The organism is Hymenobacter algoricola (assembly GCF_039539525.1).
GTDB classification, from domain to species: domain Bacteria; phylum Bacteroidota; class Bacteroidia; order Cytophagales; family Hymenobacteraceae; genus Hymenobacter; species Hymenobacter algoricola.
In genome coordinates, this window is sequence record NZ_BAABDH010000021.1 from 148,707 (window position 1) to 167,419 (window position 18,713).

The 18,713-nt window shown below is 63.0% G+C and carries 19 protein-coding genes; 9 read left to right on the forward strand and 10 right to left on the reverse strand.

Going from position 1 to position 18,713, the window contains the following annotated elements; translation table 11 throughout:
• Window positions 1-6 precede the first annotated feature (6 nt).
• Window positions 7-546, forward strand: coding sequence for a YfiT family bacillithiol transferase (locus ABD842_RS07260; protein ID WP_345112087.1), 540 nt, complete (start codon window positions 7-9; stop codon window positions 544-546).
• A gap of 76 nt (window positions 547-622) precedes the next feature.
• Here ABD842_RS07260 and ABD842_RS07265 read toward each other — a convergent pair whose 3' ends face one another.
• Window positions 623-1,453, reverse strand: coding sequence for an ABC transporter ATP-binding protein (locus tag ABD842_RS07265; RefSeq protein WP_345112090.1), 831 nt, complete (start codon window positions 1,451-1,453; stop codon window positions 623-625).
• A gap of 136 nt (window positions 1,454-1,589) precedes the next feature.
• Entirely contained in the window at window positions 1,590-2,321 is a 732-nt protein-coding gene (locus ABD842_RS07270) for an MlaE family ABC transporter permease (protein ID WP_345112093.1), read from the reverse strand.
• Window positions 2,322-2,434: 113 nt separating this feature from the next.
• Here ABD842_RS07270 and ABD842_RS07275 point away from each other — a divergent pair, with 113 nt between their 5' ends.
• Window positions 2,435-3,148, forward strand: a complete 714-nt coding sequence (locus tag ABD842_RS07275) for an SDR family oxidoreductase (protein ID WP_345112097.1) — start codon at window positions 2,435-2,437, stop codon at window positions 3,146-3,148.
• Between the two features lie 13 nt (window positions 3,149-3,161).
• Here the strand turns inward: ABD842_RS07275 and ABD842_RS07280 are convergent, their stop codons facing one another.
• On the reverse strand, window positions 3,162-3,875 hold the full coding sequence (locus ABD842_RS07280; RefSeq protein ID WP_345112100.1) for a head GIN domain-containing protein: 714 nt from the start codon (window positions 3,873-3,875) through the stop codon (window positions 3,162-3,164).
• Window positions 3,876-3,951: 76 nt separating this feature from the next.
• On the opposite strand from ABD842_RS07280, the gene ABD842_RS07285 reads away from it, so the two are divergent.
• The 4 genes from ABD842_RS07285 (at window position 3,952) to gldG (ending at window position 8,385) form a co-directional block, all read left to right on the forward strand.
• Window positions 3,952-4,647, forward strand: a complete 696-nt coding sequence (locus ABD842_RS07285; RefSeq protein WP_345112102.1) for an SDR family oxidoreductase — start codon at window positions 3,952-3,954, stop codon at window positions 4,645-4,647.
• Between the two features lie 107 nt (window positions 4,648-4,754).
• Entirely contained in the window at window positions 4,755-5,663 is a 909-nt protein-coding gene (gene gldA / locus ABD842_RS07290) for a gliding motility-associated ABC transporter ATP-binding subunit GldA (protein WP_345112105.1), read from the forward strand.
• 139 nt (window positions 5,664-5,802) lie between these two features.
• Window positions 5,803-6,528 (forward strand): gliding motility-associated ABC transporter permease subunit GldF, encoded by a 726-nt coding sequence (gldF, locus tag ABD842_RS07295; protein ID WP_345112108.1) that lies wholly within the window; start codon window positions 5,803-5,805, stop codon window positions 6,526-6,528.
• A 141-nt stretch (window positions 6,529-6,669) separates the two neighbouring features.
• Window positions 6,670-8,385 carry a gliding motility-associated ABC transporter substrate-binding protein GldG gene (gene gldG, locus ABD842_RS07300; RefSeq protein WP_345112111.1) on the forward strand — a complete coding sequence of 572 codons (1,716 nt, stop codon included), beginning with the start codon at window positions 6,670-6,672 and terminating at the stop codon, window positions 8,383-8,385.
• Window positions 8,386-8,612: 227 nt separating this feature from the next.
• Here gldG and ABD842_RS07305 read toward each other — a convergent pair whose 3' ends face one another.
• Entirely contained in the window at window positions 8,613-9,158 is a 546-nt protein-coding gene (locus tag ABD842_RS07305) for a hypothetical protein (protein WP_345112113.1), read from the reverse strand.
• Between the two features lie 94 nt (window positions 9,159-9,252).
• Window positions 9,253-9,696, reverse strand: coding sequence for a BLUF domain-containing protein (locus ABD842_RS07310; protein WP_345112114.1), 444 nt, complete (start codon window positions 9,694-9,696; stop codon window positions 9,253-9,255).
• A gap of 232 nt (window positions 9,697-9,928) precedes the next feature.
• Between ABD842_RS07310 and dnaN the strand changes: the two genes are divergently transcribed.
• Window positions 9,929-11,053 carry a DNA polymerase III subunit beta gene (gene dnaN, locus ABD842_RS07315; protein WP_345112117.1) on the forward strand — a complete coding sequence of 375 codons (1,125 nt, stop codon included), beginning with the start codon at window positions 9,929-9,931 and terminating at the stop codon, window positions 11,051-11,053.
• Between the two features lie 154 nt (window positions 11,054-11,207).
• Window positions 11,208-11,552: a gliding motility protein GldC gene (gene gldC, locus ABD842_RS07320; protein ID WP_345112120.1), complete on the forward strand. Its 345-nt coding sequence runs from the start codon at window positions 11,208-11,210 to the stop codon at window positions 11,550-11,552.
• A gap of 81 nt (window positions 11,553-11,633) precedes the next feature.
• Here gldC and ABD842_RS07325 read toward each other — a convergent pair whose 3' ends face one another.
• The 5 genes from ABD842_RS07325 to ABD842_RS07345 all read right to left on the reverse strand — a co-directional run bounded on the left by ABD842_RS07325 (window position 11,634) and on the right by ABD842_RS07345 (window position 17,578).
• Window positions 11,634-12,164 (reverse strand): hypothetical protein, encoded by a 531-nt coding sequence (locus tag ABD842_RS07325; protein ID WP_345112123.1) that lies wholly within the window; start codon window positions 12,162-12,164, stop codon window positions 11,634-11,636.
• A gap of 346 nt (window positions 12,165-12,510) precedes the next feature.
• Window positions 12,511-13,050 carry a dCTP deaminase gene (gene dcd, locus ABD842_RS07330; protein ID WP_345112125.1) on the reverse strand — a complete coding sequence of 180 codons (540 nt, stop codon included), beginning with the start codon at window positions 13,048-13,050 and terminating at the stop codon, window positions 12,511-12,513.
• Window positions 13,051-13,169: 119 nt separating this feature from the next.
• A complete protein-coding gene (locus ABD842_RS07335) occupies window positions 13,170-14,033 on the reverse strand; it encodes a hypothetical protein (RefSeq protein WP_345112128.1) in 864 nt (287 codons plus the stop codon).
• Window positions 14,034-14,199: 166 nt separating this feature from the next.
• The gene (hemL, locus tag ABD842_RS07340; protein WP_345112130.1) at window positions 14,200-15,516 is read right to left on the reverse strand and encodes a glutamate-1-semialdehyde 2,1-aminomutase; all 1,317 of its coding nucleotides are present in this window, start codon (window positions 15,514-15,516) and stop codon (window positions 14,200-14,202) included.
• 109 nt (window positions 15,517-15,625) lie between these two features.
• Window positions 15,626-17,578: an ABC transporter substrate-binding protein gene (locus ABD842_RS07345; protein WP_345112132.1), complete on the reverse strand. Its 1,953-nt coding sequence runs from the start codon at window positions 17,576-17,578 to the stop codon at window positions 15,626-15,628.
• 178 nt (window positions 17,579-17,756) lie between these two features.
• Here ABD842_RS07345 and ABD842_RS07350 point away from each other — a divergent pair, with 178 nt between their 5' ends.
• A complete protein-coding gene (locus ABD842_RS07350; protein WP_345112135.1) occupies window positions 17,757-18,446 on the forward strand; it encodes a DUF1361 domain-containing protein in 690 nt (229 codons plus the stop codon).
• Window positions 18,447-18,713 lie beyond the last annotated feature (267 nt).

Below are 18,713 nucleotides of genomic sequence, written 5' to 3' on the forward strand. Positions count from 1 at the left end.
GCCGCCATGACTACCGCCCCTTCCGACGACCACCTGCGCTTCCCCATCGGCCGGGCCGAGCTGCCCACCGGACCGCTTAGCTCAGCCGAGCGCACGGCCTACACCGAGCAGCTGGCCGCGCTGCCGGCCCAACTGCGGGCCGCCGCCCGGGAAGTGGGCGGCCAGGCCCTGCTGCAGCCCTACCGCCCGGGCGGCTGGAGCGGCCGGCAGGTGATTCACCACCTGGCCGACTCCCACCTGAACTGCTACACGCGCTACCGCCTGGCCCTGACTGAGGACAACCCCACCATCCGGCCCTACGACGAGAAAGCCTGGGCCGAGCTGCCCGACGTGGACGCAACGCCCATCACGGTGTCTTTGCTGCTGCTCGAAGCGCTGCATCAGCGCTGGACCATCCTGCTGCAGCACCTGACCGAGGCGCAGTGGCGGCGTACCTTCTACCATCCCGGCTTGGAGCGCGAGTTCACCCTGGATGAAGCCCTGGCTCTGTACGCCTGGCATGGGCGCCACCATCTGGCGCACGTTGAGAGCCTGGGCCGCCGGTAAGCGTAAGCAGTGGACCCAAAAAAGCCCTGTACAATCTTGCACAGGGCTTTTTTGGGGTCTGATTTGAGCCGCCCGCTTAGCTGTTGGCTTCTTTATCCTGCTCTTCTTTCAGGTTTTCTTCCACAATGGCGGCCAGCCCGCCCTCATTTTCGTCGTCTACCTTCTTGGCCGCGCGCACCAGGCTGCTGCTGAAGATGAATTCCTTGAGCTCGGGGACGGTGGTATTCAGGATTTCGTCCTTGTTGCCGTCCCAGAGCTTCTGGCCCTTGTGCAGGAAGATGATATGGTCGCCGATTTCTACTACCGAGTTCATGTCGTGGGTGATGACGACGGTAGTGATGCCGTACTCGTGGGTGATTTCGTGAATCAGCTCGTCAATCTTGATGCTGGTGGCCGGGTCGAGGCCGGAGTTGGGCTCGTCGCAGAACAGGTAGGTGCAGTTGGGCGCAATGGCGCGGGCAATGCCGACGCGCTTTTTCATGCCGCCCGAAATTTCGGAGGGCATCTTGGTACCGGCATTTTCCAGGCCCACGCGCTTCAGGCAAAACTCCACCCGGTCGCGGCGCTCCTCCCGGCTCATCTCGGGCGTGAGCATCTTGAGCGGGAACTCGGTGTTTTCGTACACCGTCATCGAGTCGAAGAGCGCACCGCCCTGGAACAGCATCCCGATTTTGCGGCGGATTTCCTGCTTGATGTCCACCTTGTTGTTGGTAAACACCATCCCGTCGAAAGTGATGCTGCCGATGTCGGGCTTCATCAGCCCCACAATGCACTGCAGCAGCACGCTTTTGCCGGTGCCCGAGCCGCCGAGCAGCAGGTTGCACTTGCCCGTTTCGAACGTGCAGTTGATGCCCCGCAGGACGGGGTTGCCATTGAAGGATTTCTGAATGTTATGAATCTCGATCATTTGGGGTCTTGAGGTCTTGGAACCTTGGGGTCTTGGTTGTTCGTGCCTGGCTTTTGGTTTATCGTTTCTGGCATTGAGGTCAAGGCCCAAGTCAGCCAATAACCAAAAACCAGGACCCTAAGTCCCCAAGACCCTATTATAGAAGTACGGCCGCCAGCACGTAGTCGGCCAGCAGAATGGCAATAATGGAGTTGGTCACGGCGCCGGTGCTGGCCGCGCCTACTTCCAGGGCGCCGCCTTCGGTATAGTAGCCTTTGAACGAGGAAATAGCGGATACCAGAAAGGCAAACACCACCGATTTGATCAGGGCGAAGGCAATGTTGTAAGGCACAAAATCGGTGCGGATGCCTTCCACGTATTCCTGCGCCGACATGGCGCCCGACAGCGTGCCGGCCAGGTAGCCGCCCGTGATGGACAGCACCATGGCCAGAATAACCAGCAGCGGAAACATGAGCATGGCCGCAATGATGCGCGGCAGCACCAGGTAGGAGGCCGAGTTGATACCCATCACTTCCAGCGCCGACACCTGCTCGGTGATGCGCATGGTGCCCAGCCCGCCGGCAATGCTGGAGCCGACTTTGCCCGCCAGCACGATGCTGGTGATGGTGGGGGCCAGCTCCAGAATCGTCATCTCGCGCACCATGAAGCCGATGGTGGACTTGGGAATCAGCGGATTAATCAGGTTGTAGGCAATCTGGACGCAGGTAACGGCCCCGATAAATGCCGAGACGATGGCGACGATGAACACCGAGTCGATGCCAATGAGGATGGCTTCATCGAGGGTGCGCTGCCACAGCACCGCGAACCGCTCTTTCCTGGTAAGCATGCTCTGCATGAAAATCAGGAACTCGCCGAAGGTTTTAACCATAAAAAGTAAAAGAGAAGAAAGAAAGCGGAAATTTGCGCCAGCAAGGAAGCAGGCGCAGGCCCGGTAGGCCAGCTAGCTGTCCATACGTAAAAACCTCAACCGGAAGCAAAGGAATGCAAAAATATATCGTTGTCACGGGTGGTACGAAAGGAATCGGGCGGGCCGTGGCTTTGCGGTTTGCCCAGGCGGGTTTCGGCGTGGTTACCTGCGCCCGCTCGGCCGCCGGCTTGGCCGAGCTGACCGCCGCCCTGCAGCAGCAGACGCCGGGCGTGCCGGTCCACACGCTGGCCGCCGACCTGAGCCAGGCCGCCGAGACGGCGCGCTTCGCGGCGTTTGTTCAGGGCCTGAGCGTGCCGGTAGAGGTGCTGGTCAACAACACCGGCGCCTTTATTCCCGGCCGCCTGCAGGATGAGCCCGCCGACGGCTCCCAGCTGCGCCAGATGATCGACGTAAACCTGTACAGCGCCTACGACCTGACGCGGGCCCTGCTGCCGGCCATGATTCAGCGGCGCCAGGGGCATATCTTCAACATGTGCTCCACGGCCAGCATCATGGCCTACCCCAACGGGGGCTCGTACTGCATTGCCAAGTTTGCCCTCTACGGCATGACCAAAGTACTGCGGGCCGAGCTGCAGGAGCACGGGGTGCGGGTAACGGCCATTTTGCCCGGGGCCACGCTCACCGCCAGCTGGGAAGGCGTCGATCTGCCCGCCGAGCGGTTTATCCGGCCCGAAGACGTAGCCGCTGCCGCTTTCGGAGCCTATTCCCTGTCGCCCCAGGCGGTAATTGAAGAGCTGCTGATCCGGCCCCAGCTGGGCGACATCTAGCGGCCGGCAATCCTTAATTGCCCTGCACCACTTTGCCCTTATCGGTGATCCGGACGCCGACCTGCTGGGGGTTGCCCTGGTAGTGTACCGTGCCGGTACCATCGTGCACTACGTCCAGGAAACCGGTGAAGGCCACGAAGGCGTCGCCCTCCGAATCCCGGGTCATCTTGACGTAGCACTGCTGGGTTTGCAGGCCCTGGGCGCGGAGCCGGCCGCTGCCGCCCACGGTCAGGTGGCAGTCGTCGGCGCGGCCGCGGATGCTGATGTCGCCCAGCTCGTACATGTCCAGGTTGAGGTAGTTGCTGCTGATGTCGAGGTCGTAGTCGCCGGCCCCGACGAGGTGGCAGAACAGCGTGTCGGCCCGGAAATTCCCGGCGGTGCGCACATTGCCCTGGCCCCGCAGGAACAGGTCGGTGAGCCGGGGCAGGTGCAGGGTGACTTCGCGGGGCGTGTCGTAGCGACGCACCCAGTTGCAGCGGCTGGTGTTGCGAATCGTGAGGTGGCCGTCGGCAACGGTCAGCTCCAGGTCGGACTGCAGGTTCTGGCCGGCCCGCACTTCGGCGTAGGTTTCCGCGTCCTGCACCAGCGTCACGTCCACGTTGTCGTAGGCCGTAACAATGCCGAACGGCGCCAGGGCACGGCGCTCCGTGACTACTTTGCCGGTGCTTTTTAGGCAGTCGGTTTCGTGGTCCTCGCCGCAGGCTCCGAGCAGCAGCACCATTGCCATACCGGCCCACCTGCTCAAAAGCCGCAGCAGGACGTTACCTTGCCGCTTACTAGCCATTCCAAACATCACGCATACTATGGACCTGACCGGCAAGATAGTTATTCTGACAGGCGTCAGCAAAGGCATCGGCCACGCCACGGCCGCCGCGCTGCTGGCCAAAGGCGCCATCGTGGCCGGCTGGGGCCGCACCGCGCCGGACGGGCTGGCGCACGAGCGGTTTCAGTTTATCGAGTGCGACGTGCGCAGTGAGGTTTCGGTGCAGGAAGCCTACGAGAATACGCGCCGGGAAGTGGGCCAGGAAGTCCACGTGCTCATCAACAACGCCGGCGAGGGGATTATGGGTCCCGTGGATGGCTTCGGGGCCGACGACTGGCGCACGATGTTCGATACCAACGTGCACGGCCCGTTTTACTGCTGCCGGGCGGTGCTGCCGCAGATGAAAAGGCAGCAGCTGGGCCACATCATCAACGTGGCCTCGCTGGCCGGCACCGTGGGCAATGAGAACATGGCCGGCTACTGCGCCACCAAGTTCGCCGTGCGCGGCTTTTCGGAGTCCCTGTTCAAGGAAGTGCGCGCCGACGGCATCAAAGTGACCTGCGTAAATCCGGGCTCGGTAGAAACCTACTTCAACGGCGCCACGCCGGGCGCAGCGCCCAATCCGCGTAAGCTGCAGCCCGAAGAGGTGGCCGCGACAATCCTGCACGTGCTGGAATCCCCGCCCGGCGTGCTGATATCGGAGGTAGATGTACGACCTTTGCAGCCCGGGAAATGAGTTGCCAGTGGCGGGTTGCCAGTTGCCAGTTCGTTCTGACGGCTACATTAAAAAAAACCGATAACCGGCAACCGGTAACCCACAACCGACAACTGGCAACTCATAAAATGGTCGAAATCCAGCATCTTACCAAAACCTTCGGCCCCCAGCAGGCCGTGGACGACATCAGCTTCACGGTGGGCAAGGGCGAAATCCTGGGCTTTCTGGGGCCGAACGGCGCGGGTAAGTCCACGACCATGAAGATGGCCACCGGCTACGTGCCGCCCACGGCCGGCACCGTGCTCATCGACGGCTTCGACGTGCGCACGGCCCCGCTGGAGGTGCGCCGCCGGGTGGGCTACCTGCCCGAGCACAACCCGCTCTACCTCGACATGTACGTGCACGAGTACCTCGAATTTATCGGCTCGGTGCACGGGCTGCGCGGGGCCGGGCTGCGCCAGCGCGTGGCTCAGCTGGTCGACAGGGTCGGGCTGGGGCGGGAGCAGAACAAGCTGATCGGGGCGCTGTCGAAAGGCTACCGCCAGCGCGTGGGCTTGGCCCAGGCCCTGATCCACGACCCCGGCGTGCTGATCCTGGACGAGCCCACCACCGGCCTCGACCCCAACCAGATCCAGGAAATCCGCCAGCTGATCCGGGAGCTGGGCCAGGACAAGACCGTCATCTTCAGCACCCACATTCTGCCCGAGGTCACGGCCCTGTGCAGCCGGGCCGTCATCATCAACCGCGGCCGACTGGTGGCCGACTCCCCGGTGGCCGAGCTGGGCGGCAAAGCCGCGGGGGAAACCATCATCCGCGCTGAGTTTGAGCAGCCGATTGACGTAACGCCGCTCCAGGCCCTGCCCGGTATCCGCCACGTGGAGGCCGAGGCGGGCCACACCTACCGCATCCGGGCCGCCGCCGGCACCGACCAGCGCGGGGCCATTTCGCGGCTGGCCGCCCAGCAGGGGTGGGTGCTGCTGGGTTTGCGGCAGGAAGAGCAAAGCCTGGAGCAGGTATTTCAGGAGTTGACGAAGTGAATCACCATAGTTGTCGGTCATGCTGAGCGAAGTCGAAGCATCTCGCGTGCTGACGTCAGATTAGTACTCCAACATCAGCACGCGAGATTCCTCGACTTCGCTCGGAATGACGTTCTTTTAACATCAGCATCTTAACTACATGCTTGCCATCCTTCGCAAAGAATTCAACTCCTTCCTCAACTCCCCGGTGGCCTACGTGGTCATCGGCGTGTTTCTGGTGGCCACGGGCCTGTTCGTGTGGGTGATTCCCGACAGCAGCGTGCTCGACTACGGCTACGCCGATCTGCAGACGCTGTTCAGCATGGCGCCCTGGATTTTCCTGTTTCTGATTCCGGCCCTCACCATGCGCACCTTCGCCGAGGAGAAGAAGGCCGGCACCATTGAGCTGCTGCTCACCCGCCCGCTCACCGACGGGCAGATCATCGGCGGCAAGTACCTGGCCTGCCTGCTGCTGGCCCTGCTGGCCCTGGTGCCCACGCTGCTCTACTATTACTCGGTCTACCAGCTCGGCGCGCCGGTGGGCAACATCGATTCGGCCGCGACGGTGGGCTCCTACCTGGGCCTGGCGCTGCTGGCGGCGGTGTTTGCGGCTATCGGCATCTTTGCCTCGGCCATCACCCGCGACCAGATCATTGCTTTTCTGGTGGCCGTGGTGGGCTGCTTTCTGGTGTATTCCGGCTTCGACTCGCTGGCGTCGGTCTTCGACGGCGCGCCGGCCTACTATATCGGCCAGCTTGGCATTGCCGCCCACTACCGCGACATCAGCAAGGGCCTGATCGACTCCCGCGACCTGACGTATTTCCTGTCCCTGGTGGCGGCTATGCTGCTCGGTACGAAGCTGGTGCTGCAAAGCCGGAACTGGTAACGCCTCACCCCTAGCCCAACCCCTAGCCCAACCCCTCCCCCAAAGCGAGGGGCTTTGATTACTACTCTAAAGCCCTGGTTCGTCTGGCACCCCCTCTCCCTTTGGGGAGGGGGCCGGGGGGGAGGGGTCCACGACAGAACAATGCCTGAAACCCAACCCACGCCTACCACGCCCCCCACTTCCCGCCGCCGCGACTGGCTCCGCTTCGGGGCCGTTATCGGCCTGCTGCTGATTTTTAACTTCATCGGCCAGCAGTTCTTCTTCCGTCTCGATCTGACCCAGGAAAAGCGCTACACCATGGCCCCGGCTACCCGGCAGCTGCTCGAAGAACTCAAGCAGCCCGTGACGGTGACGGTGTACCTCGACGGCGACTTTCCGCCCGCCTTCCGCCGCCTGCAGCAGTCGGTGCGCGAGACGCTGAACGAAATGCAGGTGTACGGCGGTGCCAACCTGCACTTCGTGTTTGTCGACCCGTCGGCGGCGCCCACGGAAAAGGCCCGTAACGACTACTATGCGTCCCTGTTTAAGAAAGGGCTGAAGCCAACCAACCTCGGGGCCAACGAAAACGGCAAGCGGGTGGAGAAAATTATCTTTCCCTGGGCCACGGTGGCGGCGGGCGGCAAGGAGGAGCAGGTGCTGCTGCTGCGCGGCAACCAGGCCGCCCCCTCCGACGTGCGCCTCAACCAGAGCATCGAGGGCCTCGAATACGCGCTGGCCAGCGCCATCCGCAAGCTCAGCCCCGGCCCGCGCAAGCGCATCGGCGTGCTCGAAGGCCACGGCGAGCTGAGCAACGTGGAAGCCGGCGACATCATCGGCTCTCTGCAGGAGCATTACGACGTGTTTCGCGTGGACCTGAACAAGGTGCGGGCCCAGGATCTGAGCAGCCTGAGCGCCATCATCGTGGCCAAGCCCGCCACGGCCTACTCCGAGCCCGAGAAGTTCAAGCTCGACAAGTTCATCGTGGAGGGCGGCCGCGCGCTGTTTTTTGTGGATGCCATGCGCGTCAATCTCGACAGCGCCAACCGCGGCGGCATGCTGTCCTTCCCGCTCCAGGTCGGCCTCGACGACCTGCTCTTCAAGTACGGCGTGCGCATCAACCCCGACCTGCTGCTCGACCTCAACTCCGGCGTGATTCCGCTCATCACCGGCATGAGCGGCGACAAGCCCAAGGTCGAGCCCATGCCCTGGCAGTTTTACCCGCTCATCAACAACTTCAGCCAGCACCCCATCACCCGCAACCTCGACGCGGTGTACACCAAGTTCGTCAGCAGCCTCGACACGGTGCGGGCCGTGGGCATCCGCAAGACGCCGCTGCTCTTTACCTCCCGCTACACCCGGGTGCTGCCCTCGCCCGTGCCCATCAACCTCAACGACGCCCGCCTGGAGCCCGAGCAGAGGCTCTACAAGTCCCGCTTCAAGCCCGTGGGCTACCTGCTCGAAGGGCAGTTCCGCTCGCTCTACGCCAACCGCGCCGTGCCCGGCACCACCCAGTTTCAGCCCGCGCAGTCGGCCCAGGCCCGGCCCGCGAAGGTGCTGGTGCTGTCTGATGGCGACTTTATCCGCTCGGAACTGGACGCCAAAACCGGCCGGCCCTACCGCCTGGGCTTCGACCGCCTCGCCAACACCGAGTTTGCCAACCGCGAGCTGGTGCTCAACGCCGTGGACTACATGCTCGACGAAAGCGGCCTGATTTCGGTGCGCGGCAAGCAAATCACCCTGCGCCCCCTAGATAAGCTCAAAGTCATCGAGCAGAAGCGCCGCTGGCAGCTGCTTAACCTCGGGGTGCCGCTGCTGCTGCTGGCCTTGTTCGGCGCGGTGCGGGCGTGGCGGCGCAAGCAGCGGTATGCCAAGTTTTAGAGCCTGTTAAAAATTAGCGAAGCACTATGTTGCGCGATGCCATTTTCTGCATCTAATGACAATTTTGAAGTAGAGCGCTTACTTGGCTGGCTACGAGAAATGCTGTTTTTACCCTGTTTAAGCGAGGTGAACATTCGAAAATTCTAATTTTTAACAGGCTCTAAGATCGTCTGCTTGTTCATCGGAAGGCGGTTTGCCTGTTCAGACAAGATAAGGACTTTGACGCCTTATTGGTGCCCTTCCTCCCCCAGCTCCCCCAGCACCTCGGCCTCCCGCTCCAGTCCGGCGATGCGCGCTGTCAGCAGCTTCTGCGGCCCGGTCCCGCAGTCGTCGAGCAGGGTACTTACGGCTTCGGCCTCAAACAGGGCCAGCCAGCTTTCTTCCAGCGCGGGGTTGCGGATGGGGCCGGTCCAGGCGCGCAGGGCGGGCAGGGCTTTCAGGCGGGCCTCGTAGGGGGCGGCCCGCGCCTGCATCAGCTTCAGCTTGTAGCGCAGATTACGCAGGTGGTGCTGGCAGTAATCGAGGCGGGCCAGCAGAGGCTCCGGGTCGGGAGCGGGTGGGGGCAGGGGCGGCGGGGCGGGGCGGGTCTGCCCAGTTGCGTCGAGCACCCGGCCCAGGCGGGCAAAAGAGAGGCGGCCTTCCTGCAGGGCAGCGCTGTGCGGCAGGGACCGATGGCCCTGCTCGGCCAGCGTCACGCTCACGCGGCTCATGCCCAGCCAGTCGGCCATTCGTTCCTGGGTTAGCCCAAGTTGGGTGCGGATGGAATCAGCCATGCGGTAGAAAACAACGTGAAAAAAGACTTGTAACAATTTTCGTTGTAACAATATAGATTGTTACAACGAAAATTGTTACAAGTCTGGCCAGTTGCTAGTACCGAATCTCGTTTTCCGTTACGAAGGTGGCCAGCAGCTCGTGGAGGGAAATGTTCTCGTTGTCGGAGTAGGTAGTCAGGTAGCCGGGGCGGGTGGGGTTGAGGTAGCCGTTTAGGTGCTCAAAGTCTTGCGGGTCGACGGTTTTGAAGCCCATGCTCCACTGCGAGAAGTTGCGCCGGGCAATGGGCCCGTCGGAAAGCTTGACCAGCCGGATGTGGCGGTAGTCCCGCTCGATGTGCCCGAAGATGTAGCGCACTTCCTCCTCGGTGCCTTCCAGCACCTGCATAATGTTGCCGTGGCTGTAGAGCAGCACCCCGGTCAGCTCGTGGGCCATGTTCCAGGCGCGGGACTGCCGCAGAATGGATTCCAGGTCCTGGTCGCTGAAGGGGGCGGTGGCAGAGCTCTGGTAGACCAGATGGTAGAGGGAAGGGGCGGGCATCAGCGGACGGGCATCGGGAGTAAGGACTCAAATAAAGCGGTTTTGGCCCCGCGTACAATAGCGGAGTTTAATTTATTCGGCGTTTTGTCGAATCAGGTTGCGGGTTTCCGCTACTTTGCCCCGGCTAGGGCCGGCCGACGGCTTGCCATTGCGGCCCCTGGGGCGCTAGAAAACCCCGCGGCGGTTCCCTATCTTTGTCCTCTTCCCCAAACGCCCGAAACCCTCCGCCCCTATGAAGTTTATCGTCTCGTCTTCCGCCCTGCTCAAGCAGCTCCAGAGCATCAACGGCGTGGTCACGAACAATCCCGTGGTGCCGATTCTGGAGAACTTTCTCTTCGAAATCGAGGACGGCAAGCTGACGATTACGGCCTCCGACCTGGAAACCAGCATGATTACGGAGCTGCCTGTGGAAGCCCGCGAGAGTGGCCGCATTGCCGCCCCGGCCCGCATCCTGCTCGACACGCTCAAGAACCTGCCCGACCAGCCCGTGACCTTCACCCTGGACGAGGAAACCTACACCATCGAAATCAGCTCCTCCAACGGCCGCTACAAGCTTGCCGGCGAGAATGCCACCGACTTCCCCCGCGTGCCCGTGGTGAAAGGCTCGGCCCCGATTGAGATGCCGTCGTCGTCGCTTTCCCGGGCTATCAACAAGACCATCTTCGCCGTCAGCACCGACGAGCTGCGCCCGGCCATGACCGGCATCCTGGTGCAGCTGGCCGACAACCAGGTGACGTTCGTGGCCACCGACGGCCACCGCCTGCTGCGCTACCGCCGCTCCGACGTGGGCGCCGGGCAGACCGCCAACCTCATTATTCCGCGCAAGGCCTTCAACCTGCTCAAAAGCGCGCTGCCCTCCGAGGCGACCACCGTGCGCGTGGAGTTCAACAACTCCAACGCCTTTTTTAGCTTCAACCAGATGCGCCTCGTGTGCCGCCTGATCGACGAGCGGTACCCCGACTACGAAAACGTTATTCCGGTCAGCAACCCCAACAAGCTCATCATCAGCCGCGCCGACTTCCTGAACTCGGTGAAGCGCATCTCGATCTATTCGAACAAGACCACCCACCAGGTGCGCCTGCGCCTGGCCGGCTCCGAGCTGACCATTTCGGCCGAAGACCTCGACTTCAGCAACGAAGCCAACGAGAAGCTGCCCTGCCAGTACGACGGCGAGGACATGGAAATCGGCTTCAACGCCCGCTTCCTGGCCGAGATGCTGTCCAACATCGACTCCGAGGAAATCACCCTGGAGCTGAGCACCCCCAACCGCGCCGGCCTGCTCATGCCCACCACCCCCGACGACAACGAAAGCATCCTGATGCTGGTGATGCCGGTGATGCTCAACAACTACGTGTAGCGGCGGTTACGCGGCCTGAACAAACCAAGTTTGAACGTCATGCAGAGCGCAGCGAAGCATCTCGCGTGCTGATGTTGGATTACTAATCCAACGGCTTCACGCAAGATGCTTCGCTAACGCTCTGCATGACGTTCTTTTATACTCTTTTCGCCTCATGAAAAAATCCGAAATCCGCTTCAGCATTGCCCTCGACGACCAGAAGGTACCCGAGGCCATCAGCTGGCAGGCCACCGATGCGGGCCCCGATATCCACTTTGCCAAAGCCATCAACATTGCCCTCTGGGACCGGGACCAGGCCGGTACGATGAAAATCGACCTCTGGACCAAGGACATGCCCGTCGACGAGATGAAGCACTTCTACGTCGATACCATCGGGGCCATGGCCGAGAGCCTGCACACCGCCACCTCCGACATGGTGATGGTGAAGAAGATGCGCGACCTGTGCACCGAACTGATGAACCACCTCAACGAGGAAGCCGCGAAAGGCGGCAGCAACTAGCCCCCCAACCAGCCGGCCGGAACATAAAAAAAGCCCCACTGAATCACTTCAGCGGGGCTTTTTGCTAGGCTAGTGGCGCGACTAGCGGCCTCGGACGTTGGTGGAGCGGGTGGCGGGCGCCGGGGTACTGGCCGGCCCGATGGTTGCGCCCTTGCTGCTGGCCGGCAGCGGGTTCTGCACCGAGTTAACGAAGCTGGTGTTCACGGCGCGGGCCGCAAAGTCCTTGTCGAACCGGTAAAAATCCGAGCGGGAATCGTAGTAGTCGCTGTACTGGTCGGTGGAAAGCACGGCGCGCAGCTCCTGGTCGCGCTCCTTGCAGACGAGTCCGCACTGCTCGTCGATCAGCTTGGCGTTGCCGGCGTTGCGCCGCTCGATAGCGGCCATCTTGGCTACTTTGTCCTCGTTGATGGCGCGGAGCTTGGTGCTCTGGTAGCCATTGAGGCGCAGGTCGCGGGCCATCTGGTCGGAGAGGCGCTTGGCGCGGGCCTGCACGTCGGACGAGAGGCGGGGAGAGCTCTGGGTTTTATCCTGGGGCTGAACCAGCGAAGGCTGCGCCTGCGCGCCGAGGGTAGTGGCCAGGAGCAGCGCGCCGATAGCAAGTGACTTTCTCATGATATAGAAACGTTAGCTTGACAGTTCCGTGAAAGCCCGGGCAGGCAGTGCGAAAGCACTAAACCAAGGCTGGTATGGCTTTACTAACGAAAAACTGTGCCAGGGAGTTCGGGTGAGTTTTGCCGGAGCCACCAGTCTAACGCCCGACCAAGGGCAGTCATTACGCGCACCGTACAGCAAGCCATTCTGAACAGTGCCCCTAGCCGCGCACTGCCGAAAAGCCCCGGCGGATGCTTCCACAACGGCTTTCTGCCTTGAGGCCTCCTGTCTGTTTCAGCTGACGGCTGGCTGCCCGGTCGTCGCAACGACAGGTTTGCGGCCGGCCCAATGACAAGGTTTTATTCCTTTACCACTCGTTTTTCCACATCATCGACTCGACTGGCTTATCGGTGCGGACGTTGTACTTGGCGTTGGCCTTGCGGTTGTAGAACGTCTGCACGTCGCCCTGGACGGCGAAGTAGATAAGCTGCCCGATGGGCATGCCCGGGTAGACGCGCACGGGCTGGGTGACGGAAATCTCCAGGGTCCAGGTGTTGCAGAAGCCCACGTCGCCCTTGCCGGCGGTAGCGTGAATGTCGATACCCAGCCGGCCCACGCTGGACTTGCCTTCCAGAAACGGCACCTGGGCGTGGCTTTCGGTGTATTCTTCCGTCACGCCGAGGTAGAGCACGCCGGGCTGGAGCACGAAGCCTTCTTCCCGGGGCATCTCAAATACGTCGATTTCGTTGTGCCTGCGCGCGTCCAGCACGGCGTCGCGGTAGGTAGCCAGGTAGCGGCCCAGGTGCACGTCGTAGGAGTTGGTGCCGAGGCAGCTGGGGTCGTAGGGCTCGATGACGATGTTGCCCCGCTGGATTTCGGCGAGAATCTGCTGGTCGGTCAGAATCATGGGTGGGGTAATTACTAATTAAGAATTACTGATTAAGAATTTTCAGTAATGGCGCTTACTGCTGTTACAGACCAGAAATGGGCATTAGCAGCAACTAATTGCTCATTACTGATTCTTAATTAATTCGCTTCCTCATCCTCGTACCGGTCTTCGGGCAAAGCCCCGGCAACAGGGCGCTTGGGCCGGACGATATCGGGGCGCTGCTCCTCCAGCTCTTCGGCCAGCCCGTCGAGGCGGGCGCGCAGGTCGGGCAGCACGTTCAGGATGACGTGGGCCAGCAGCAGGGTGCTGGCTGCGGCCAGCAGCAGCGTCAGGTAGTCGAGCCAGTCGTGGCGGCTGGCCTCCGCGCCGCGCTGGGCGGGGCCGGTGATGGTGGTAGTTCCCGTGACCTGGGCTTCGGGCTGGGGCGCGGGGTCTTCGATGGGGGCCGTAACGGGGGGCTCGGCGCCGGCATCGGCGGGGGGCACGGCGGCGCCGTCGGCCGCCAGATCATCGGGCGCGGGGTCTTCCGAGGCATTGAACTGGGCGGCCGCCTGCTTGATGACGCGCTCCTCGGCCCGGATCAGCGCCACCCGCTCGTCGCGGGGCAGGTTGCGGATGAAGAACTCGAAGTTCTTATCGAGCAGCACGCTGCGAAGCTGCCTCTCGAATTCTACCAGGTCGGTGCGGCCCTTGCCGAAGCGGCTTTTGAAGCGCTCCGAGGCGTCGTTGTAATTCTGAAACAGCTTTTTCAGGTCCGTGTTGGCCCCAAAGCCGTCGAACTGCTTGCGGGCCTGGTGGGAGCGAAGCGAAACGGGAAACTTGTTGCGGGTAAACGACTTGTCGTACACCGTTTCCATCGTCCGGAAGTTGAGCTCATCCACCGTACGGTCAAACAGGCGCTTGTTGGCCGCCGCCGGGGCTTCCGTCTGGGCATAGCAAGGAGCCAGGCAAATAACGTACAGCAGGAAAATTGCCGGGAATAAGAGGCGAAGTCGGGACATGGCAGCAGTACAGTTTGGCCGCAAAGGTAACCGCTTGCCGCTGTGGTTCGGAAACCGGGCGAAAAAACTGTTTTCGGCCGGTAGTCCCGCGGGTCTTGCTTGTCATCCGGAGCCAGGCGCCGGATGACAAGCTAACAACCAAAAACCACTCCCCAAAAACCAAATCCTACAGCCCGTGGGCCTCGCGCATGGACTCCCGGCAGGCCGTCAGGTACACGTCCGCCAGCTCATCGGTTATGGCCGTGGACACGAACAGCGCCTCGTACTGCGCCGGGGCCAGGTAGATGCCGCGGTGGAGCATGGCGCGGAAGTAGCGGCCGAAGGCTTCGGTGTCGGAAGTCTTGGCGTCTTCCAGGTTCACCACCGGCTGGCTGGTAAAGAACACGCTGAACATGGAGCCCACCTGGTTGACGGTGTAGTGCAGGCGCAGCTCGGCGGCAATCTGGCGGGTGCCGTCGGCAATGCGGGTGGTGATGCGGTTGAGCTCGTCGTACAGCTCGGGGTGCTCCTGCAGGTAGGTGAGCTGGGCAATGCCGGCGGCGGTGGCAATGGGGTTGCCGGAGAGCGTGCCGGCCTGGTAGACTTTGCCGGCCGGGGCCACGCAGTCCATAATGTCCTGGCGGCCGCCGTAGGCCCCTACGGGCATGCCGCCGCCGATGATTTTGCCCAGCGTGGTCATGTCGGGGGTGATGCCGAACAGCTCCTGGGCGCCGCCGCGGGCCAGGCGGAAGCCGGTCATCACCTCGTCGAAAATCAGCACGATGCCGTGCGCGGTGCATAGCTCGCGCAGGCCCTGCAGGTAGCCTTCGGCCGGGGCCACGAGGCCCATGTTGCCCACGACGGGCTCCAGAATCAGGGCCGCAATCTGGCTCTGGTTGGCTTCGACGGCCTGCCGGGTGGCTTCCAGGTCGTTGTAAGGCACCGTGATGGTGTCGCGGGCCACGCCTTCGGTAACGCCGGGCGAATCGGGGGTGCCCAGGGTGAGGGCGCCGCTGCCGGCGGCAATGAGGAAGGAGTCGCCGTGGCCGTGGTAGCAGCCCTCAAACTTGAGGATCTTGTCGCGCCCGGTGTAGCCCCGCGCCACCCGAATGGCCGACATGGTGGCCTCGGTGCCCGAATTTACCAGCCGCACTTTCTCGATGCTGGGCACCATCTTCTTAATCAGCTCGGCCATTTCCACTTCCCGGCGCGTGGGCGCCCCAAACGACAGCGAAGCCGGAATAGCGGCCTGCACGGCCTCCAGCACCATATCCGGCGCGTGGCCCAGAATCATCGGGCCCCAGGAGTTGATGAAGTCGAGGTAGCGGTTGCCGTCCACGTCGGTCAGCCACGCGCCCTTAGCCGACTGCATGAAGATGGGGTGGCCGCCCACGGCGCGGAAGGCCCGCACCGGCGAGTTGACGCCGCCGGGAATGTGGTTTTTGGCGCGGGTAAACAGCGCGTCGGAAGTAGGGAAGAGGAGTTCGGGAGAAACAGCAGACATAGAAAGAGAGGGATGTAGCGCGCCGCATGCGCGGGGCGGACCATGGGAATGATACTCGAAAATACCGGGTGGCCGGGCTGCACGCCGGCAGCCGGCACCGGCCGGGCCGCTACCGGATGCCCACCGGGTTCAGCACTTCCACCTCCAGCCGTTCGAGCTTGGTAAAGGGCACGTACTGGTTGTCGTGGGCGCCGCCGGGGTAGCCGACGCCCTGGAATACACTACCCGAAACCGCGCCGGAGGCCGCCAGGTTTTGCTGAAATGCCGGGCCGTGCTGGTGGAGCTGGGAGCCAAAGTAATACAGCAGCTCGAAGCCGGTGAAGGCAAACACCGACGGTGGCAGGTTCTGGCGCTGCAGATACAGCTGGCGGAAGCGGCGCACGCCGGGCAGCGTCTTGTCGAGGTACTTGGGCTGGATGAAATACACGTCGCGGGCGTCGAGCTGGCCGAGGCTGAGACGGGCATTATCCAACCAGGAAGCATAGGTGAGCAGGGGCACCCGCACGCCCTGCGCCTGGAGCACGCCCAGGGTGTAGGGCCCGATCTTGCGGGCGTCGGAAGCTACCACAAGGTGGCCGACGGACTTTAAGTCGAGGCCCGCGAAGCCGGCGGCCAGGGATTCGTCCACGTCGGAGTTGATGCGGCGTAGGGCCAGCACCTTGCCGCCCAGCGTTTCGTAGGCCGTCTTGTAGGCCTGGGCGAAGGCCGCCTCGTCCTTGGTGTCTTCGTACAGAACCACGGCGGTGCGGGCCGTAAACTGGCTGAAGGCAAGCTGGGCCGCCTGCCGGGCCTGGGTGGCCGAGCTGGGCTCAAACAGGTAGTGCCAGCCATTATCCAGCACCAGGTCCCCGTCCTGCGACAACGGATTGACGCAGATAATCTGGTGCTGCTGGGCGTAGCGGGCCAGCAGCTTGCTGCCCGACTTGTACACCGGCCCGATGATCAGATCCATGCCGGCCAGCTCGGGTAGCGCCAGCACCTGCTTGAGCTGGAGCGTGTCGGCCCCGGTGTCGTAGGAAAACAGCTGCACGGGGCGGCCTTCCCGCTGCAGGGAGTCCTGGGCCAGGCGCAGGCCGGCGTAGAGGTCCGTTACAAACTGGTTTTTGCGGATTTTCTCCCAGCTCGGGTCGTTGAACTCGAAGGGCAGGAGCACGGCCACGTTGTAGCTGCTCTTTTTGGCGGGCCGCGGCCGCGGGGTGTAGCGGCTACGGTCGAGGCTGAGCTGGGTGATCAGCTGGTCGAGGGTGACTTTGTCGGCTTCGGTGTACCAGCCGCCGGTGGCGAGCTTGTCGGCGTAGGCCCGGCCCAGGGCGGCATCCTGGGGGTAGGTCTGCAGCAGCTTCTGGAATACCAGCTTGTCCTTGATGCGCGGCGCGTACTGGGCCTTCATGTTTTCGCGCTCCGTCATGAGCTGGCCGGCGGGCAGCTGGCTGAGCATCTGGAGGGCATTTTCGGGCTCACTCAGTTCGAAGGATACCTGAGCCTGCAGAAAAAATGCGTCGGCCAGGCCGGGCCAGGTGGCGTACTCGGTACGCAGCAGGTTCAGCATCTGCTCAGCCTCGGCCCATTTTTTAGCCCGCGTGGCGGCAATGCTGTACAGGTAGGCCGCTTCTGGCGCCCGCGCAAAGCGGGCTTTGGGCTGGGCAATGGGCTCCAGCTCCTGCATGGCCAACTCGTAGCGCGTCTGGCCGATCAGGGTTTTGCCGTTCTGGTAGCGGGTGTTCGGGTCGGCCCCGCCCAGGTTGGCCGGCAGGGGCGGACCGGTGGGCTTGGGCGCCGCCGGTTTGGGCGTCGCTGCCGTAGCCGGCCCGGCGGTTCGGGCGGGGGCTGCGGCGCCGGCCGGTTTGGGCGCCGCCGAGGGTTTCGCGGCGGGCTGGCCGGTCGGAGTCGGGCGGGCGGACGTCGTCGGGGCTTTGGGTGAAGCTGTTTTCGGTGCTGCCGCAGCTGGCCGCGGCAGGGCCTTGGTGGCAGGACGGGAAGCAGGCTGCTGGGCGAAGCCGGGCAGCGCCAGCGGAGAGCTGGTGAGCAGGCACAGCAGCAGGGGCACGCGGGTAAGCCTCATTGGGGCGGTCCGGATTAGTGGGAGCGGGGCAAGATGCGGAAAAGGCGGCAAGCCGGATTCCGGGCAGGCAAAGGTACGCAGGAACGGTGGGTAAGACCGGGCCAGTGCATTCTGCGCCGGCGGCCTTCGCGGCCCGCGCAAAATTTCCGTACTTCGCTTTCCGCACCCCTGCTGCCTTATGCCTGCTTCCCCGCCGCTGCTTTCCTTCGACTACATGCGCCAGCGGCTGGGGCTGCTGCTGCTGTTTGGGGCTTCCATGGCCGCGAGCGTGGCGCTGCTGGCGGGCCGCATCTACCTCACGCACCAGCTCACCTACGTTTTCCTGCTCTGGAACCTGTTTCTGGCCGTGGTGCCTTTCGGAATGAGTACCATGCTGAGCCTGGCGGCCGGACCGGTGCGACGCCGGGTTTTGCTGCCCGCTACGGGCGTGTGGCTGGTCTTCTTTCCCAACGCGCCCTACCTCATCACCGATTTCTTTCACCTGTACACCTGGCCCGCGGTGCCCGGGTGGTACGATCTGGTCCTGATTCTGTCCTTCGCCTGGAACGGGCTGATGCTGGGCTTCTGCTCGTTGCAGGAAATGCAGCGCCTGTATGCCCGCGCCTTCGGCCGGGGCGGGGGCTGGGTATTCGTGGTGGTGGCGCTGCTGCTGGGGAGCCTGGGCGTGTATTTCGGGCGGTTCCTGCGCTACAACAGCTGGAACGTGGTATCGAATCCGCTGGCGCTGGGGCAGGATCTGCTGGAGCGGTTCCTTCATCCATTTGCCTATCCGGGCACTTACGGCGCCACGCTGCTGCTCACCGCGCTGCTGCTGCTGGGCTACCTGCTGGTGCGGCAGCTGGGGCATGCTGCCACGGAGCAGCGGTAAGCCGTGGCGCAGGTGCGCTATGCTACCGGGTGCTCAGACCGAAGAGCAGTCCCAGCAGCAGCAGCGTGCTGCCGCCCACAATCCCAAACAGCACCCACCGCAGGGCGTAGCTCACGGCGCCGGTTCCTTCTTTACGCTGCAAACCCGGCCAGGATATCCACAAGAGTTGTTCCCAAATAGCATTTTTGGGCATGCTAGATGTGAATACGATTACAGACGACCGCCAAATGCGGGCGTTGACGGGCTTGGATTTGGAAGCGTTTTGTG

Excerpts from the sequence above, each read along its gene's own strand:
- ABD842_RS07335 (WP_345112128.1), bottom strand. The coding sequence starts at position 14,033 with ATGTCCCGACTTCGCCTCTTATTCCCGGCAATTTTCCTGCTGTACGTT.
- ABD842_RS07310 (WP_345112114.1), bottom strand. The coding sequence starts at position 9,696 with ATGCCCGCCCCTTCCCTCTACCATCTGGTCTACCAGAGCTCTGCCACC.
- ABD842_RS07325 (WP_345112123.1), bottom strand. The coding sequence starts at position 12,164 with ATGAGAAAGTCACTTGCTATCGGCGCGCTGCTCCTGGCCACTACCCTC.
- ABD842_RS07280 (WP_345112100.1), bottom strand. The coding sequence starts at position 3,875 with ATGGCAATGGTGCTGCTGCTCGGAGCCTGCGGCGAGGACCACGAAACC.
- ABD842_RS07305 (WP_345112113.1), bottom strand. The coding sequence starts at position 9,158 with ATGGCTGATTCCATCCGCACCCAACTTGGGCTAACCCAGGAACGAATG.
- gldA (WP_345112105.1), top strand. The coding sequence starts at position 4,755 with ATGGTCGAAATCCAGCATCTTACCAAAACCTTCGGCCCCCAGCAGGCC.
- ABD842_RS07270 (WP_345112093.1), bottom strand. The coding sequence starts at position 2,321 with ATGGTTAAAACCTTCGGCGAGTTCCTGATTTTCATGCAGAGCATGCTT.
- ABD842_RS07345 (WP_345112132.1), bottom strand. The coding sequence starts at position 17,578 with ATGAGGCTTACCCGCGTGCCCCTGCTGCTGTGCCTGCTCACCAGCTCT.
- ABD842_RS07285 (WP_345112102.1), top strand. The coding sequence starts at position 3,952 with ATGGACCTGACCGGCAAGATAGTTATTCTGACAGGCGTCAGCAAAGGC.
- gldF (WP_345112108.1), top strand. The coding sequence starts at position 5,803 with ATGCTTGCCATCCTTCGCAAAGAATTCAACTCCTTCCTCAACTCCCCG.
- dnaN (WP_345112117.1), top strand. The coding sequence starts at position 9,929 with ATGAAGTTTATCGTCTCGTCTTCCGCCCTGCTCAAGCAGCTCCAGAGC.
- ABD842_RS07265 (WP_345112090.1), bottom strand. The coding sequence starts at position 1,453 with ATGATCGAGATTCATAACATTCAGAAATCCTTCAATGGCAACCCCGTC.
- ABD842_RS07275 (WP_345112097.1), top strand. The coding sequence starts at position 2,435 with ATGCAAAAATATATCGTTGTCACGGGTGGTACGAAAGGAATCGGGCGG.
- ABD842_RS07350 (WP_345112135.1), top strand. The coding sequence starts at position 17,757 with ATGCCTGCTTCCCCGCCGCTGCTTTCCTTCGACTACATGCGCCAGCGG.
- ABD842_RS07260 (WP_345112087.1), top strand. The coding sequence starts at position 7 with ATGACTACCGCCCCTTCCGACGACCACCTGCGCTTCCCCATCGGCCGG.
- dcd (WP_345112125.1), bottom strand. The coding sequence starts at position 13,050 with ATGATTCTGACCGACCAGCAGATTCTCGCCGAAATCCAGCGGGGCAAC.
- hemL (WP_345112130.1), bottom strand. The coding sequence starts at position 15,516 with ATGTCTGCTGTTTCTCCCGAACTCCTCTTCCCTACTTCCGACGCGCTG.
- gldC (WP_345112120.1), top strand. The coding sequence starts at position 11,208 with ATGAAAAAATCCGAAATCCGCTTCAGCATTGCCCTCGACGACCAGAAG.
- gldG (WP_345112111.1), top strand. The coding sequence starts at position 6,670 with ATGCCTGAAACCCAACCCACGCCTACCACGCCCCCCACTTCCCGCCGC.